A 15,381-nucleotide genomic window follows, 5' to 3' on the forward strand; every position below is an offset into this window, starting at 1 on the left:
ATAGTAAGAGGGGGGAACTACTTATATGCAAACGGGACAAAATCGTCCCGGAATTGCTGTCGGTTGGTTGCTGGCGAGACGCTCCGGTCTGCCAACAGCTTTCCTGTTGTTGCTCACACTATCGCGTCAACTCATTACTCCGGCGTTTTCGCCAGCTTGACGGTAGCTGTCTTCTTGAAGCCGTCACGGTAGTACGTAATCACAACGGTGTCACCCGGCTTTTTGTTCAAGGTCAGGAACTTGCGCAGTTGAGCGCCGTTGGCAATGTCCTTGTTGTCCATTTTGACGATGACGTCGTATTGTCTCAGGCCGACTTGGCCTGCTGGGGAGAATTTGCCGACTTCGCCTTGGACGACGACTCCTGCTTTGACTTCATCCGGCAGGTTCAAGGTTTCTTTCCAGTGCACGCGCGGCACGTTGGTCAGGTCGAATGGCTGTACGCCGAGATAGGCGCGTTCCAGCTTGCCTTTTTCCATCAGCTCGCTGACGATGACTTTTACGTCATTGATTGGCAGGGCAAAGCCCAGACCTTCTACACCGGCTTTGGAAATTTTCAAGGTGTTGATCCCGATAACCTGTCCCTGAATGTTGACGAGCGCGCCACCGCTGTTGCCGGGGTTGATCGCGGCGTCGGTTTGCAAAACATCCAGTTCCCAGTCGTCCTGGCCGTCTTCATTAAAGTCCATTGGCATCGAGCGTTCCAGGGAACTGATGATACCCTGTGTCACTGTGCGGGAAAACTTCATGCCAAGAGGGTTCCCGATGGCGATTGCCGGCTCGCCCACTTGCAGCGTGGAGGAGTCTCCCAGCTCGGCAACGGTAGTTACCTTGGAGCCGTCGATTTCCAAAACGGCGAGATCGGCGAACGGGTCAGCACCCAAAACCTTTGCTTCCACCTTTTCCCCTGTCGGCAAGGCGACTTCCAGCTTCTGCGCCTGGTCGATGACGTGGTAGTTGGTGATGATGTGGGCTTTGCCGCCCTTTTTCTCGAAAATGACGCCAGAACCTTCGCCCTGCTCGATGTCTTGCGTATTTCTGAACCAATTGCTGCGAGCACGACCGATATTGATGACGCCGACAACCGCGTTCTCCACTTTTTTCACTGCATTTACTGTGCTGGTTTCAACCTTCACCGATACAGGCGTGGCAAACAGGTTGGCTGCGGGATTGCTAATGTCGTTTGACGTTCCTGGCTCGACCATATTGATATATCCGGAATTGGAGAGAGTCGGCAGCATGAGCAGGACGACCATTCCCCCAATTACCGCTGACGTTACGGACGTCAAGACAGTGCGACCGATTGAACCGCTTCGTTTTTTCCGCTCCACGTGAGTCAAATCATCGTAAAACCCCATGATTCACACTCTCCTTCTTCCTCTGCTAATTACTAGGGTTACAGGTTTTTCCTGCTCCTATACCCTAGTGCCACTGTTTGCATGGATGAGTTCTTTGCTGTCTGTTCCTTATGACACCTTTAGTATACGACCTGGTTTCGGCAAAGTCGCGTGAGAAATATGGAAAGGTTGTGGAATGAAAAAGCAAAAAGCCCTTGGAATATTTCACCAAGAGCGCGGATATGATAGATTAAAAGCTTTTTTTGACGCCAGCGAAAAGAAAGGGTTGATAGAGTATGAACGAAGTACAGCTCATCGCCAAGCTCGCCGATCTGCAGGAAACGGATTACCACAATACGCTTGTCCTGCACGCCCTCATCGAAATTCTCGTTGCAAAAGGACTGTTGACGCATGACGAGCTGATAAGCAAAGCGAAAGAACTGGACAGCCAGCTCAGCTTTCAGCTTGATACGATGGTCAAGCTCTCCGATGCCATCACCAGCCGTCATACCCGGATCGAACCGCTCCTATAGCTCTTCCAGCTTGGTCGGGCGGTCCGGGTATGTATCGCGCAAATGCACGTCATCCCCGACGGTCAGCCCTTTTTCTTCCAAAATGTTTTTCACCGTCAGGCGGGCCAGATCGATCATGTTGTTTTCCTTGCTCAAATGAGCCAAGTATACGCGCTCTGCCCCACCTGTCAGACACTCGGTCAGGGCGTCGCCCGCTGCTTCGTTGGACAAGTGGCCGACGTCGCTCAAAATGCGCCGTTTGATGCTCCACGGATACTGCGACATGCGGAGCAGCTCGACATCGTGATTGGACTCGAATACATACGCGTCCGCACCGCGAATCGTCTCCTTGATCCGGTCGCTGACATAGCCCAGGTCTGTTGCGACACTGAGCTTTTTCTTGCCGTGGTAAAAGCAAAAGCCCATCGGCTCCGCCGCATCGTGCGAGATGCCGAACGACTCGATGCCCAAGTCCTCCAGCTCCCGCTTTTCCCCTACGGCAAACAGGCGCTTTTGCTCTTCCTTGATCGTGCCGATCTGGCCATTCAGCTCCGCCCACGTTTTTTCGTTGGCATAAATTGGCAAATTGTATCGCCGCGCCATGACGCCGACCCCTTTGATATGGTCGACGTGTTCGTGCGTGACGAGAATCGCACTCAAATCGGCAGGATTGACGCCGATCGTTTGCAACGCCGCCTCTGCCTGTTTGCCTGTAATCCCCACATCAATCAGCACGGAAACACGGTCAGTCGCCACGTAGATGGCATTGCCTGTGCTTCCGCTTGCCAACACACTAAATCTCACCGAACATCCCTCTTCCCGTCACTTTCCCTTGCTGTCTATCTGTTCATCGCTGCGTAACCATCGCCCGCTCCAGAGCACCGGTAAACGCGTTGACAAAGTGCTGTTTGCCATCGTGGACGACCCGCCATACCGGAGCCAGCACCTGCTTATCCGCATCGTATGAACCGTAATAGCCCAGGCTTACATTTTCAATCCGTTCACCTGGCTGGATCATTTGCTTTTCGACCAGCGAAAGCAGCGCCTTGTAGCCGGAGATGACCTGCCGACCGTCTTTTTGTTCCCGCACCTGGAAAAACGTTTGCCGATAGCCAAAAATCGCTCCATTTTCCAAATACACTTCCAAAGGGGCGACGAAGATCGGCATTTTCTCATAAACCTGCCAGTACAAAAGCCGCGATGGATTCGACTGATACGAATCCGGCACGTACTGCTCGGCGTACATCAGCCTTGGCCCGATCTGACGCAACAGCTCATTCGGCGCCAGCTGGCCGCGAAACTGGATCGGCGGGTCCAACATTGCCGCAAGCGACATTTTCTCCACGGTCGCCTGAATGCCCGGCAGCTCCTGCAAGCTAATCAGATTGATTCCGACGTACTCCGCGTCCAGATAGGCCATCTCCGGAGTTTCCTGCGGGATCTCCGTGTCCAGGGAAATATTTTGCTGATTCAGATACAGCTCCATGTTCCACTTTTCTCCCTGCGCCACTTCCTTGTCATTCCAGAGGCTGATGCGCGTCACGTACACCTGATAGAAAAGAAACAGATCGAGCAGAAGAAAGGCCCAGATCAGAATGGTCTTCGTTCTACTCCAATCCATGCGCCCCTCCTCCTCCCTGCTTCACTCGCGCGAGAATGTACAGATTCCCCTGATTCGCCAGCTCGACGATCCAGGTCGGAACCAGATCCACGTATCCGTCTCCCATGACCGTTTGATAGGCAAGATAGGCATTCGTGATTTGCTCCGTATCTGCCAACTTTTTGTCCCGGATCAGCTTGTACAACTCCGGGCCGGACATGATCGTCTGCTCCTGGTTGCCGATGTATTTATCCAAATCGAGCAGAGAACGGTTCATCGTCACAACCCGTCCCGCTTCCAGGGTAATCTGGATCGTATCAATCTGGATCGGCTCTTCTGTGCTGACCAGCGGATACGCCCCGACATGCTGGCGGAAGGTGATTAAATCTTTTTCATTGTAGCTTTTCTTGATTTGTTCAAAATGAAAATCGTCCAGCCAGCCAAGATGCTTGTTGATAAAAGTAACCGCACTCTGCACTTTTTCTTCGGCAGACAGCTCCTGCGCCCGCTGCTGGTAAGCGGGGTCTGTGAAGGTGATCGCCTGCTGCTCTGCCCTCAGTTGGATCGATCTGCTTCCATCGGTGAGAATCACCGTTTTGTCCCGCTCCATGATTTGTCTGACCAGCGACTGGTCGATAAAGTACGCCTCCATCAGCCGTTCGTTGGTGACAGGCACATAGCTGTAGCGGAACTGCTGCATCCGCATCTGGTTTTTGGGCAAGTAATACGTGCTCCAGATCGGCGCCGGGCCTTCGATTACCGAATACATCCGCTCCGGCTTGACGACCTTCATGATTTGCTCCGGCATGGAGCTGCCGGAAGCCAAATACGAGTCGCGCAAATCTTTCGGGCTGATCGAGGTGCGCGAACGCATCATGCGCCCTTCCTCTGTCGAGAGAAACAACGCGTAGACGACATCCTCGTCTTTTTCGTAGTACAGCCACAAGCGGTCAATGCCCTTGATGTCGCGGTCATACTCGTCGCGGAAAGTGACCAGGCGCGATACAATCGACAGCGGTACCGTACTGCGAAACCTTACTTCCAGCCCCAACTTTTCCCGGGCAATTTCTCCCCACTTTTCATTGGACAGCACATATGGGGAGAAATCGAGGAAAATCCATTTTGACATCTCGTTTACGATCAGGCTGTATGGCGCATCCGTCGCTACTGCGCGCGTATGGCGCTCTTCCCCGTAATGAAACACGACCGACTCCGGAGTCACCAGTTGCTCCAGTGTCTTTTCCATGACCGGCTTCGACTCCGTGTATCGTGCCGGCTCGATAAACTGCAAATTGGGCTGGTTCGACCACAGCATAGCGGTCAGGCAAAAACTGGCCACGACCAACAGGATCAGCAAGACGGTCTTGGCAGGCTCCAGCATCCGCTTCATCCCGCATTACCTCCTTGGGCAAATGGGACCCAGAACGTCACCGTCGTCCCCACGTTCCATTCACTGGTAATCTCAATATCTGCGCCGTGAGCCTGAACCAGTTCGCGGGCGATTGCCAGTCCCAAGCCTGTACCCCCTTGTCCACGCGAGCGCGCTTTGTCAACCCGATAGAACCGTTCAAAAATTCGCTTCAAATCGCGGGCCGGTATCCCGATTCCGGTATCGCTAATCGAGATTTGCACACGCTTCTGACTGCGATTTTCTTTGGCGGACAGGACAACCGTTCCGCCCTGGGACGTATATTTGATCGCATTGGACAGCAAATTGTCCAGTACCTGGTTGATCGCATCCAAATCGATGTACACAGGCGGCAGCTTGTTTGGCACATCAACGGTAAGCTGTACCTCCTGCTGCTCGCTGAACATGGAAAAGCGATCGGCTGCATAGCGCAAAAGCCGGCTGATGTCCGCCTCCTTGCAGTGCAGACGCACGCCCTGCGAATCGAAGCGACTCAGTTGAAGCAAGTCATTGACCAGGCGAATCATCCGCTCTGTCTCGGACATCGTTACCTTCAAAAAGCGATTGGACAGTTCCGGCTCATCCACCGCCCCGTCCAGCAATGCTTCCACGTAGCTTTTGATCGTCGTCAGCGGCGTGCGCAGCTCATGCGAGACATTGGCGACAAACTCCCGGCGCTGTTGCTCCAACCGTTGCTGCTCCGTTACGTCCGCGACCACCGCGATAATCCCGCCCTTTTTTCCGCTGTCGTGCTGCAAGGGCGTAAATGTCACGCGCAAAATGACCTCTTCCCGATTGGGCAGCCGCATTTCAATAAAAAGCGGTTCCTCCTGCGCGTACAAAGACATCTCTTCCTCGGGAGGCAGACCGAGCAGATCAGCCAGCGTCCTGTTTTTTCGCAAAACATCTGCCATCCGCACCTGCAGTATCTCTTCGGCTGCGCGGTTGAACAAAATAATCTGGCCGTTGCGATTGGCCGCGATCACGCCGTCTGTCATGTTGCTCAAAATGCCGGCGAGCTTTTCCCGTTCTTCCTCCTGCTGCAAAATCGCTTCCTGCAGCCGCAGTGTCATATGGTTGAAAGCCATTCCCAACTGGCCGATCTCGTCGTCGCTGTACACCCGTACACTGCTGTTGAAATCACCGTCGGCAACGAGCCTTGCCTGTCTGGTCATTTCCTTTATCGGCTTGGTGATCGTTCGCGCGAGCACGACCCCCAGGCCCGCCGTGATGACGAGCGCAAACATCGTGCCCGTCGCCAAAATCCCGTTCATTTTGCGAATCGTCGTGTAGGTGCCTTCCATCGAAGCCATCATGTAGACGGCGCCATAGACGATCTGGTCGCCTTTTACGGGCAGCACCAGCACCTTTACCCTTGCTCCGGTGCGCGGGTCAATCCGCATCGACTCACTGCGCGTTCCGAGCAACGCTACTGTAACCTCCGGCTGCGAGGTGCGCTGACCAATCGTCCGCTTGTCCTCTGTCGTACTGACTACTGTTCCGGTCTGGTCGATGACTTGCACGTTGGCACCGTTTATTTTCACCAGGTTGTTGATGAGGTTGTCGATGTCCTGGCGGTTTTGCTCTGCGCTCGACTCCTTCCCGTCGCGCGGCCGCAGATCGCTCTCCAGCAAGCTCGCCAACAGACTCGCCTGGGCATTGAGCGCCTCGGAAAAGTTATTGATGTAATAGCTCTCTACTTCCCTGGCAAAATAAGCGCCGATGAACTGCATGGCAAGCAGAATCAGCAGCATGTAGATGACGACCATTTTCCACTGGATCGTTTTGAACAGCCGCCGCATCATCCAGGCGTGCCTCCCACTCCGGGATTGCGCATGGTGTAGCCCAAGCCGCGCCGTGTAATAATGTACTTCGGCTGGCTCGGGTCATCTTCGATCTTTTCACGCAAGCGGCGGATCGTGACGTCCACCGTCCGTACATCGCCAAAATAGTCGAAGCCCCACACGGATTGAAGCAGGTGCTCCCGCGTCAAAACTTGTCCCTGATGACGGGCCAGGTACACCAGCAGCTCAAACTCGCGATGCGTCAGATCCAGCGGCTCTCCCGCCTTTTCCACGGTGTACGAGTTCAAATCAATTTCCAGCTCGTACACGCGCAACAGGTGCTGACTTTCTTTTTCCTCTGCCCTTGGACGATGGCGGCGCAAATGCGCTTTGACCCGCGCCACCAGCTCACGGGTGCTGAAAGGCTTGGTGACATAATCATCCGCCCCCAGCTCCAGACCGAGTACCTTGTCCAGCTCCGAGTCTTTGGCCGTCAGCATGATGATCGGCACGTCGTGCGTTTGCCGGACGGCCCGGCAGACGTCCATTCCGTCTCTGCCCGGCAGCATGACATCGAGCAAAATCAAATCCGGCTGCTCTTCCTGGACGACTACAAGCGCTTCGTCACCATCGTAGGCGCACACGACCTGATACCCTTCTTTTTCAAATGTGAACTTCAATATATCTGCAATCGGTTTTTCATCGTCTACCACGAGGAGTTTTGCCATCCCGCTCCCTCCTTTTCCCTAATAAGGATTCCACTTCGAACATCGCTATTCCTCTACAATACACCATGTCCTCTCTGCATAGAAGCCCCTGCCAGCCACTCCCTGCCATTCGGGTCTTCAGAAGGGCTGACACAGCAAAAAGGGCTCCTCCAAAGAGTCGCCCTTTTCCATCCAAAAATTACATATCTATTTTAAGAAACGCATTGGGTTCTGAACTCGTCCATTTTGATGAACCTCAAAATGGAGATGGATACCGGTAGAGTCTCCGGTCGAACCTTTTACGCCAATTTTCTTCCCTTGTTGAACTACATCGCCGACCTTTACGTTGATGACGCTCAAGTGACCGTACAGTGTTTCCATTCCGTTTCCGTGGTCGATGATGATCGCTTTTCCGTAGTCGCCGTCCCAACCCGCGAATTTGACGCGTCCGTTGTCCGCCGCCATGACAGACCCTGTTCCGGCAATATCGATTCCTTTATGCAATCGGCCCCAGCGCATGCCGAATCCGCTGCTGATGTATCCGCTGGCAGGCCAGCTCAAACGGCCTGTCCCACGCGAAGGAATAACCTTTGTCCCGCGCTCCATGATTTTTGCGACAGGCTGTGTAATTACGTCTTGTTTGACAATTTTGCGTTCGACAACTTGTCCATTTTCTTTCACGACCTCGTAATGAACGAGCTTCGTACCGTTTTTGCCTTCCTGAATAACCTTTGTTTCCCCTTTGGGAAGCTTGTCATTGTTGTTGATCTGCGTAGGGAACGCAATGACTTCCTGCTGCGACACGTCTTCCTTTACCCGTACCGTAACCAAAGGACGAATCGCCGTGACGTTGATTTCCTGACCAAGCTGCAAAAGCGTATTTTCTGTAATGCCAGGGTTGTTGGCGTAAATATCTTTTGAGGTAATTCCGTACTTTTTGGCAATGCAGCCGATGCAATCGCCCTCAACTACCGTGTGCTTCAATTCCTTGAACGTGCCCTTAATCAACAGCTCTTCCACTTTTTCGGCAGGCAAAATTTGAGCTGCAGCTACTGACTCCGTCTGCAACTCTACTTTTTCTTTGAATGTCACTTCTTTTACCGGGTTTGCTTTTACGTCCGCCATGGAAGCCGCTGCGACTGCTGCTTTCTTGCCAGCAGGTACACCGGAATATTTTTGCTTCACATCTGCGAGCACTTCCTCAGCCGATTGCTGATCGGGCAAGTAGCCAACCACTTTGCCGTCGATGACCAGCTTCACTGCCTGAACCTTGATGTCTGCCATGGAAGACAGCGCTTTGACTGCGGCCTCATTGTCAAAAGGAGCCTTGAACTGGCGCTCTTCCTTGAAGGTAATGTAATCGGCCAGCGTCAGATTCAGCCCTTTTTTGGCTTTTTCCTCTTCCAGCTTGGCTGCTGTCCAATCGTGAATGACCTTTGGATCGTTCACGACACCGATTTCCTGTCCGTTTACGATAACGTGATAGACCGAAATGACATTGCTTGTGTAGTAATATTGCGCCGAGGCTCCGGCAGCGATCGTCACCAGCAATCCCGCTGCGATGGAAATCGTTTGCTTTTTATGTCCCTGGATGTACGAGCTTGTACGTTTCATTGCGCGTTTCGCCAGATCGCTGCAATCCCGAACGATGCGTTCGGACCGTTCCTGCAGCTTGGCCTTCCACTCAGACCATTGCATAACTTGTCCCTCCTGAAAACAGATACAGCTATCTCGTTCCATTTTCCGAAAATTTTTAATATACCGACCAGGTCATATATCCCAAAATTTAGTTTCCAATTATCTGCCAAAATGCCTAAAGAAACCAACTATGTCGACTTTACCATAAGTTTCACGACGGCATCAAGTGTAAATTGCTGTCGAATAAAAAATATGACAAAGCGTCACCATATGGTCATACAATTGGTGTTTTCTTTCATAAATGGGAGGCTGATTACGTGAGAGAGCGCAACATTTTGGCTGGATTCCATACGGAGGATGAGGCCAGGCAAGCTGAAAAGGCACTTCGCCAAGCTGGCTTTACCACCATTCAAATCGACAAAGTCGGTCAATTTCCAGGGGACGGCATCGAACAGATCACCAATCCGGTTTCCGGCGATTTTCCGGGGTTAGGGGTGCTGACACTGGCTGGCGATTTTCCAAGCGGACCGGATGCACGCGTTCTGGCAGCGGCGAATCCGGATGCCAGCGGGATGTCCGACCGCGGTGACGACAATCTGACCCGGACGGTGCTGCTGACTGCAGTCGTTGCCGAAGAACGGGGAGACGAAGCGACCGCCATCATCCGCTCGCATGGCGGCCAGATTTGAAAACGAAAACACAATAAACAGCCATCTTTCCCTTTTTGGAGGAAAAGATGGCTTATTTCGTCGCGGGCATCCAGGCTTACACCTCTTGCATCGATGTTACGTCTTTTAAGGCGAGTCTGCGAATCGTCGTTTTCTTTGCGTCGTTTTGCTGTTTGTATGTGGTGATGAAGCAAAGGTAACCGTTGTTGAAATGAGTCATTGTCCCCTTGATAACAACGCCGTTAATCATCTTCACCTGTACGTTTTTCCCCAGCAGCTTCTTGGCTTTTTGGTCAAACCCCATCATCACGATCACCTCTCCCTTTTTCCTTATGTCTAACCTTATGCCCAGAGGATGCCGTTTCTTGTCTGTCCGCAAAAAAAAGGAAAAGCTGCCGAATGATCGACAGCTTTTTTCATGTGACCCGCCCATGAAAATGGTCAGGCCGTCTTTTTTGCTATGACGTTGGAACCAGTCTTATCCGTAGATGCCACGTACAACGATCGTTTGCTCGCGATCTGGTCCTACGGAGAAAATCGACAACGGGATCCCTGTCAGTTGGGTGATGCGCTCGATGTAGTGACGAGCGTTTTCTGGCAAGTCGTTCAGATTGCGGACACCTGTGATGTCCTCGGTCCAGCCTGGCAGTTCTTCGTATACCGGCTCGCATTTTGCCAGCAGGTTGAGGTTTGCCGGGAACGATTCAATGATCTGGCCATTGTATTTGTACGCTGTGCAAATGCGCAGTGTCTCAATGCCAGTGAGTGTATCCAGCTTGGTGATAGCCAGGCCAGTAACACCGCTCACACGACGGGCGTGACGAACTACCACGCTGTCAAACCAGCCCACACGACGGGCACGGCCGGTTGTCGTTCCGTACTCCAGACCAACCTCGCGGATGCGGTCGCCAGTAGCGTCAGTCAGCTCGGTCAAAAACGGACCGTCACCTACGCGAGTGGTGTACGCCTTCGCTACACCGATTACTTGTTTGATTTTGGTTGGTCCCACGCCGGAACCGATAGTCACGCCACCCGCAATCGGATTGGAGGAGGTGACATATGGATACGTACCTTGGTCGATGTCGAGCAGTACGCCTTGAGCCCCTTCAAAAAGAACACGGTTTCCGTTGTCAATCGCATCGTTAAGTACAACAGATGTGTCGGTTACGTATGGACGAATGATTTCAGCCAGAGCGAGGTACTCATCCAGGATTTCTTGCAGTTCAAATCCAGTCGTGTTGTACAGCTTCTCCAGCAGCATGTTTTTCTCTGCCAGATTGCGTTCCAGCTTGCGGGCAAACTCGTCGCGATCCAACAGATCGGCGATGCGGATACCGATTCGTGCTGCCTTGTCCATGTACGCCGGACCGATCCCTTTGCGGGTCGTACCGATTTTGTTAGCTCCGCGGCTGTCTTCTTCCACGCCATCCAGCTTGATGTGGTACGGCATAATGACATGTGCGCGGTCGCTGATTTTCAAGTTGCTTGTAGAAAAACCGAAGCTGTGAATGTACTCCAGCTCTTTAACCAACGCCTTCGGATCGATTACCATACCGTTTCCGATTACGCAGGTTTTGTCACTATAGAAAATTCCAGATGGAATCAGGTGCAGCTTATATTTGTTACCGTCAAAAATAATGGTATGGCCTGCATTGTTACCGCCTTGGTAACGTGCCACTACCTCTGCGCTTTCAGCCAAATAGTCTGTAATTTTACCTTTACCTTCATCGCCCCACTGGGTTCCGACGACAACGACTGTTGACATCGAAAAACACCTCCTGATATCATCATGTCCTTTTGGGCCTGAAACAATCTAAGTGTACTAAACCATTTCTTGTATGTCAACGGAAAATACGAACATTTAAATAGTGGAATGGTAATATGTTCGGCAATTCAAGCAAGAAAAAAAAGCCGGAATTGCTCCGGCCTTTTGTCCATTCGCTCGATTAACCAGCCTGATTTCGAAAGCGCTGATCCAAGCTTACGAATTTGTTAAATTCTTTGAGGAATGCCAGCTCTACCGTCCCGGTCGGGCCGTTACGCTGTTTGGCGATGATGACCTCGATGACGTTTTTGTTTTCCGTTTCCTTGTCGTAGTAGTCATCCCGATACAAAAACGCAACAATATCGGCGTCCTGCTCGATCGCACCGGACTCGCGGATGTCGGACATCATCGGACGCTTGTCCTGCCGCTGCTCTACACCACGGCTCAGCTGGGACAAAGCGATGACAGGAACATTCAGCTCACGGGCAATCCCTTTGAGCGTCCGGGAAATCTCGGATACTTCCTGTTGACGGTTGTCTCCCTTGCCCCGGCCGTGAATCAGTTGCAGATAGTCGATGAGAATCAGACCCAGGCCGCGTTCAGCCTGCAATCTGCGGCATTTCGCACGAATGTCCTGAACGGTCACGCCCGGTGTATCGTCAATAAAAATCGGCGCTTTCGCCAGCGTCCCAATCGCCATCGTCAGCTTCTGCCAGTCGTCTTCCTCCAGCATCCCGGAACGCATCCGCGAAGCATCCAGATTGCCCTCGGCACAGATCATCCGCTGTACCAGCTGGGAAGCGCCCATCTCCAAAGAAAAGATGGCGACCGTCTCTCCAGCTCGTGCAGCGACGTTTTGCGCGACATTCAAGGCGAAGGCCGTCTTCCCGACAGAAGGACGGGCTGCCAGAATGATGAGGTCACTGCGCTGAAATCCGGCAGTCATTTTATCCAAATCGGTATATCCGGAAGGGATTCCGGTAATATCTCCCCGGCGTTGACTCAAAAACTCGATCCGTTCATACGTTTCCAGAAGTACATCACGGATTGGCGTAAACCCGCCGCTGTTACGGTTTTGCCCGATCTCCATGATGTACTTCTCGGCATCTGCGATGATCTCCGTTACGTCGTCCTCGCGGGAGTAACCGTCATTCGCAATTTTTGTCGCCGTTTGAATCAGGCGCCGAAGCAGCGCTTTTTCTTCCACGATTTTGGCGTAGTATTCGATATTCGCCGCTGTCGGTACCGAACTGGCGATTTCCGTCAAATACGTGACGCCGCCGACTTCGTCCAGCAGCTTGTGATCCTGCAGCTCAGCGGTTACGGTAACCAGATCGACTGGCTCGCCTTTTTCGTACAGGTCCACCATGGTTTGAAAGATGCGCTGATGCGCTGTCTTGTAAAAATCCTCCGGGCGGAGAATCTCGATGGCCGTAATTAACGCTTCCTTAGACAAGAACACGGCACCCAGCACTGATTGTTCCGCTTCCTTGTTCTGCGGCGGCACACGATCCAAAAACAGGTCGCTCACGTCACACCCTCCAGGATTGCGTCATTATTCTTCCACCACGTGAACTTTGAGTGTTGCCGTTACTTCGTTGTGCAGCTTGACTTTGATCTGGGTTACGCCAAGTGCGCGGATGGCGTCCATCTCCAGCTTGCGTTTGTCCACTTTGATTTTAAACTGCTCCTCCAGAGCTTGCACGACTTGTTTGCTGGAAATGGCACCAAACAGCCGTCCACCCTCGCCAGCTTTTCCCGTTACTTTTACGGTCAGCTCTTCAAGCTTCTTGCCCAGCTCCTGTGCTTCCAGCTTCTCCTGCTCCTTGCGCTTCTCTTCGCTGCGCTTTTGCGCGTCCAGCGTTTTGATGTTGCTATCTGTAGCTTCCTTCACCAGCTTGCGCGGCAGCAGGAAGTTGCGTACGTAGCCTTCAGACAGGTCTTTGATTTCGCCTTTTTTTCCTTGGCCTTTTACATCTTGAAGAAAAATGACTTTCATCATCGTTTCCCCCTTTTCATATTGGCCTACACGACCGAGTCAATCGCTTCTTTCAAACGTCGTGTCGCTTCCTTCACGGAAATGCCCTGAATTTGCGTAGCGGCTCCTGTCAGGTGTCCGCCACCTCCCAAGAGCTCCATGATCGACTGCACATTGATGTCGCCCAGAGAACGTGCGCTAATCAGGATTGTATCGTCTCCCCGTTCGGCAATGACAAAAGATGCCTGGATGCCCGAGAGCGTGAGCAGCTGCTCCGCCGCCTGCGCCACCTGGACTTGCGTGTAGTTCTCGGTAGGATCACCGATGGCAATCGCCATGTTGTCTCGGTACGTCACCGTATTCATAATGATACGCGCCCGCTTCACATACTGCGACAAATCTTCCTTCAGCAAACGTTGGACAGCGGCCGTGTCGGCCCCGTTGCGCCGCAGGAAAGACGCCGCTTCAAACGTGCGCGAGCCCGTGCGAAACGCAAAGCTTTTCGTATCGACCACAATCCCTGCCAACAGTGCGGTGGCAATCAGATTGTCGATATTCAACCGCTCGCTCTGGTATTGCAAAAGCTCTGTGACCAGCTCGGACGTCGAAGACGCATACGGTTCGAGGTACAACAGAACCGGTTCGATGAATTCTTCGGAGCGCCGATGGTGGTCAATGACGACGATCCGGCTTGTTTCACCAAGCAGCTTCGGCTCGATGACCAGCGAAGGACGATGCGTATCGACAACTACCAGCAGCGTGCGGCCCGTTACCAGCCTGATCGCCTGCTCCGGTGTAACAAACGCATCAGCCAATTCCTCATTGGCATAAATCTCCCGCATCAAGCGTTCGACAGAGTTGTTGCCTTCATCCATGACGATATAGGCTGCCTTGTTGTGCAACTGCACGGCTTTCAACACACCAAGCGAAGCACCGATGGAGTCCATATCCGGCTGCTTGTGACCCATGACGATCACATGCTCCGCCTCGTGGATCAAATCACGCAACGCATGGGCGATTACCCGTGCCCGAACGCGCGTCCGTTTTTCAACCGCATTCGATTTGCCGCCATAGAAGGTGAGCTTGTTGCCGATCTTGATCGCACACTGGTCGCCGCCGCGCCCCAGCGCAATGTCCAAGCTCGATTGGGCCATTTGCCCCAACTCGATGTACGTGCTTGCAGCCGCCCCCACCCCGATACTGAGCGTAATCGGAATCTTGTTGTCCGCGGTCATTTCCCGCACCACATCGAGAATGTCAAAACGCGTTTCTTCCAATTTATCAAGTGCTTCCCGTTCCATCAGCGCCAAAAATTTGTCAGCCGTGATTCGGCGAAGGTATATGCCATGTTTGTTGGCCCACTCTGTAATCACACCAGCCACGCTCGTCGACAAAAGCGTGCGGCTTTGATCGTCCATGACTTGTCCAACCTCGTCCAGGTTGTCGAGGTGAATAATGGCGAGAGCAGCCTTTTCGCGGTGGTAACGCGTCGTCAATTCCTTGAAGTCCGTAATGTCCTTGAAATACAAAAGACGCTCATCGGACCGAACCATGACTTCGTAAACCCGCTCATTGTAAGTAAATTCCAGCCGTTTTTGTTCCGGCTTCCACACGAGTTGGGGGAATACCTCTTGAAGGCTCTTCCCGATCATCGACTCATCCCCGGACATCTGTGTCATGAACGGGTTGACCCACTCGATTGCCTTTTCCTCGTTGTATAGGAGAATCCCGATCGGCAGCTCCTGAATCACGCCTTCTCCGGCTTTTTTCACACGGTGGGTGACTGTCGCCAAATACAGGCGCAAGTCCCGCTGAAATCCTTTTTCTGCCTGAAGGGCGTATAAAATCAGGCCAATCAAGCAGATCATGCCGATCGCCCCGTACATCCAATGGTGCAGGGTCAAAATCCCCAACAACAACAAGCTAAAGCTGAGTGCCAGGACCATGTGCATCCCGTACCAACGCTTTAACAGGAATTTGGGCATCT

General features: G+C 52.7%; 14 protein-coding genes. 2 read left to right on the forward strand and 12 right to left on the reverse strand.

Going from position 1 to position 15,381, the window contains the following annotated elements:
- Window positions 1–134: 134 nt before the first annotated feature.
- Entirely contained in the window at window positions 135–1,355 is a 1,221-nt protein-coding gene (locus AAFJ72_RS21385) for a S1C family serine protease (RefSeq protein ID WP_432775657.1), read from the reverse strand.
- 275 nt (window positions 1,356–1,630) lie between these two features.
- Between AAFJ72_RS21385 and AAFJ72_RS21390 the strand changes: the two genes are divergently transcribed.
- Complete coding sequence (locus tag AAFJ72_RS21390; protein ID WP_122902764.1) at window positions 1,631–1,867, forward strand: hypothetical protein; 237 nt, start codon at window positions 1,631–1,633, stop codon at window positions 1,865–1,867.
- On the opposite strand, the gene AAFJ72_RS21395 is transcribed toward AAFJ72_RS21390, so the two are convergent.
- The 6 genes from AAFJ72_RS21395 to AAFJ72_RS21420 form a co-directional block, all read right to left on the reverse strand.
- Window positions 1,862–2,650, reverse strand: coding sequence for an MBL fold metallo-hydrolase (locus AAFJ72_RS21395; protein ID WP_122902763.1), 789 nt, complete (start codon window positions 2,648–2,650; stop codon window positions 1,862–1,864). The genes AAFJ72_RS21390 and AAFJ72_RS21395 overlap by 6 nt on opposite strands.
- 43 nt (window positions 2,651–2,693) lie before the next feature.
- Window positions 2,694–3,467 (reverse strand): two-component system regulatory protein YycI, encoded by a 774-nt coding sequence (locus AAFJ72_RS21400; RefSeq protein WP_122902762.1) that lies wholly within the window; start codon window positions 3,465–3,467, stop codon window positions 2,694–2,696.
- Window positions 3,454–4,836: a YycH family regulatory protein gene (locus tag AAFJ72_RS21405; RefSeq protein WP_432775658.1), complete on the reverse strand. Its 1,383-nt coding sequence runs from the start codon at window positions 4,834–4,836 to the stop codon at window positions 3,454–3,456. The genes AAFJ72_RS21400 and AAFJ72_RS21405 overlap by 14 nt, the downstream gene beginning before the upstream one ends.
- Window positions 4,833–6,656, reverse strand: coding sequence for a cell wall metabolism sensor histidine kinase WalK (walK, locus tag AAFJ72_RS21410; RefSeq protein WP_122902790.1), 1,824 nt, complete (start codon window positions 6,654–6,656; stop codon window positions 4,833–4,835). The genes AAFJ72_RS21405 and walK overlap by 4 nt, the downstream gene beginning before the upstream one ends.
- Window positions 6,656–7,366 (reverse strand): response regulator YycF, encoded by a 711-nt coding sequence (yycF, locus tag AAFJ72_RS21415; RefSeq protein ID WP_432775659.1) that lies wholly within the window; start codon window positions 7,364–7,366, stop codon window positions 6,656–6,658. Before yycF ends, walK begins: the two co-directional genes overlap by 1 nt.
- A 186-nt stretch (window positions 7,367–7,552) precedes the next feature.
- Window positions 7,553–9,043, reverse strand: coding sequence for a peptidoglycan DD-metalloendopeptidase family protein (locus tag AAFJ72_RS21420; protein WP_432775660.1), 1,491 nt, complete (start codon window positions 9,041–9,043; stop codon window positions 7,553–7,555).
- 257 nt (window positions 9,044–9,300) lie between these two features.
- Between AAFJ72_RS21420 and AAFJ72_RS21425 the strand changes: the two genes are divergently transcribed.
- Window positions 9,301–9,672, forward strand: a complete 372-nt coding sequence (locus AAFJ72_RS21425; RefSeq protein ID WP_122902758.1) for a hypothetical protein — start codon at window positions 9,301–9,303, stop codon at window positions 9,670–9,672.
- 76 nt (window positions 9,673–9,748) lie between these two features.
- Here AAFJ72_RS21425 and AAFJ72_RS21430 read toward each other — a convergent pair whose 3' ends face one another.
- From AAFJ72_RS21430 to AAFJ72_RS21450, 5 genes are all read right to left on the reverse strand, one after another.
- The gene (locus AAFJ72_RS21430) at window positions 9,749–9,958 is read right to left on the reverse strand and encodes a hypothetical protein (protein WP_432777233.1); all 210 of its coding nucleotides are present in this window, start codon (window positions 9,956–9,958) and stop codon (window positions 9,749–9,751) included.
- Between the two features lie 171 nt (window positions 9,959–10,129).
- Window positions 10,130–11,416, reverse strand: coding sequence for an adenylosuccinate synthase (locus AAFJ72_RS21435; protein WP_122902757.1), 1,287 nt, complete (start codon window positions 11,414–11,416; stop codon window positions 10,130–10,132).
- A gap of 181 nt (window positions 11,417–11,597) precedes the next feature.
- Window positions 11,598–12,947, reverse strand: a complete 1,350-nt coding sequence (gene dnaB, locus AAFJ72_RS21440) for a replicative DNA helicase (protein WP_122902756.1) — start codon at window positions 12,945–12,947, stop codon at window positions 11,598–11,600.
- A 24-nt stretch (window positions 12,948–12,971) separates the two neighbouring features.
- A complete protein-coding gene (rplI, locus tag AAFJ72_RS21445) occupies window positions 12,972–13,415 on the reverse strand; it encodes a 50S ribosomal protein L9 (RefSeq protein ID WP_122902755.1) in 444 nt (147 codons plus the stop codon).
- Between the two features lie 26 nt (window positions 13,416–13,441).
- Entirely contained in the window at window positions 13,442–15,379 is a 1,938-nt protein-coding gene (locus AAFJ72_RS21450) for a DHH family phosphoesterase (RefSeq protein WP_432775661.1), read from the reverse strand.
- Window positions 15,380–15,381 lie beyond the last annotated feature (2 nt).

Source organism: Brevibacillus gelatini (genome assembly GCF_050920745.1).
Taxonomy (GTDB): Bacteria; Bacillota; Bacilli; order Brevibacillales; family Brevibacillaceae; genus Brevibacillus; species Brevibacillus gelatini.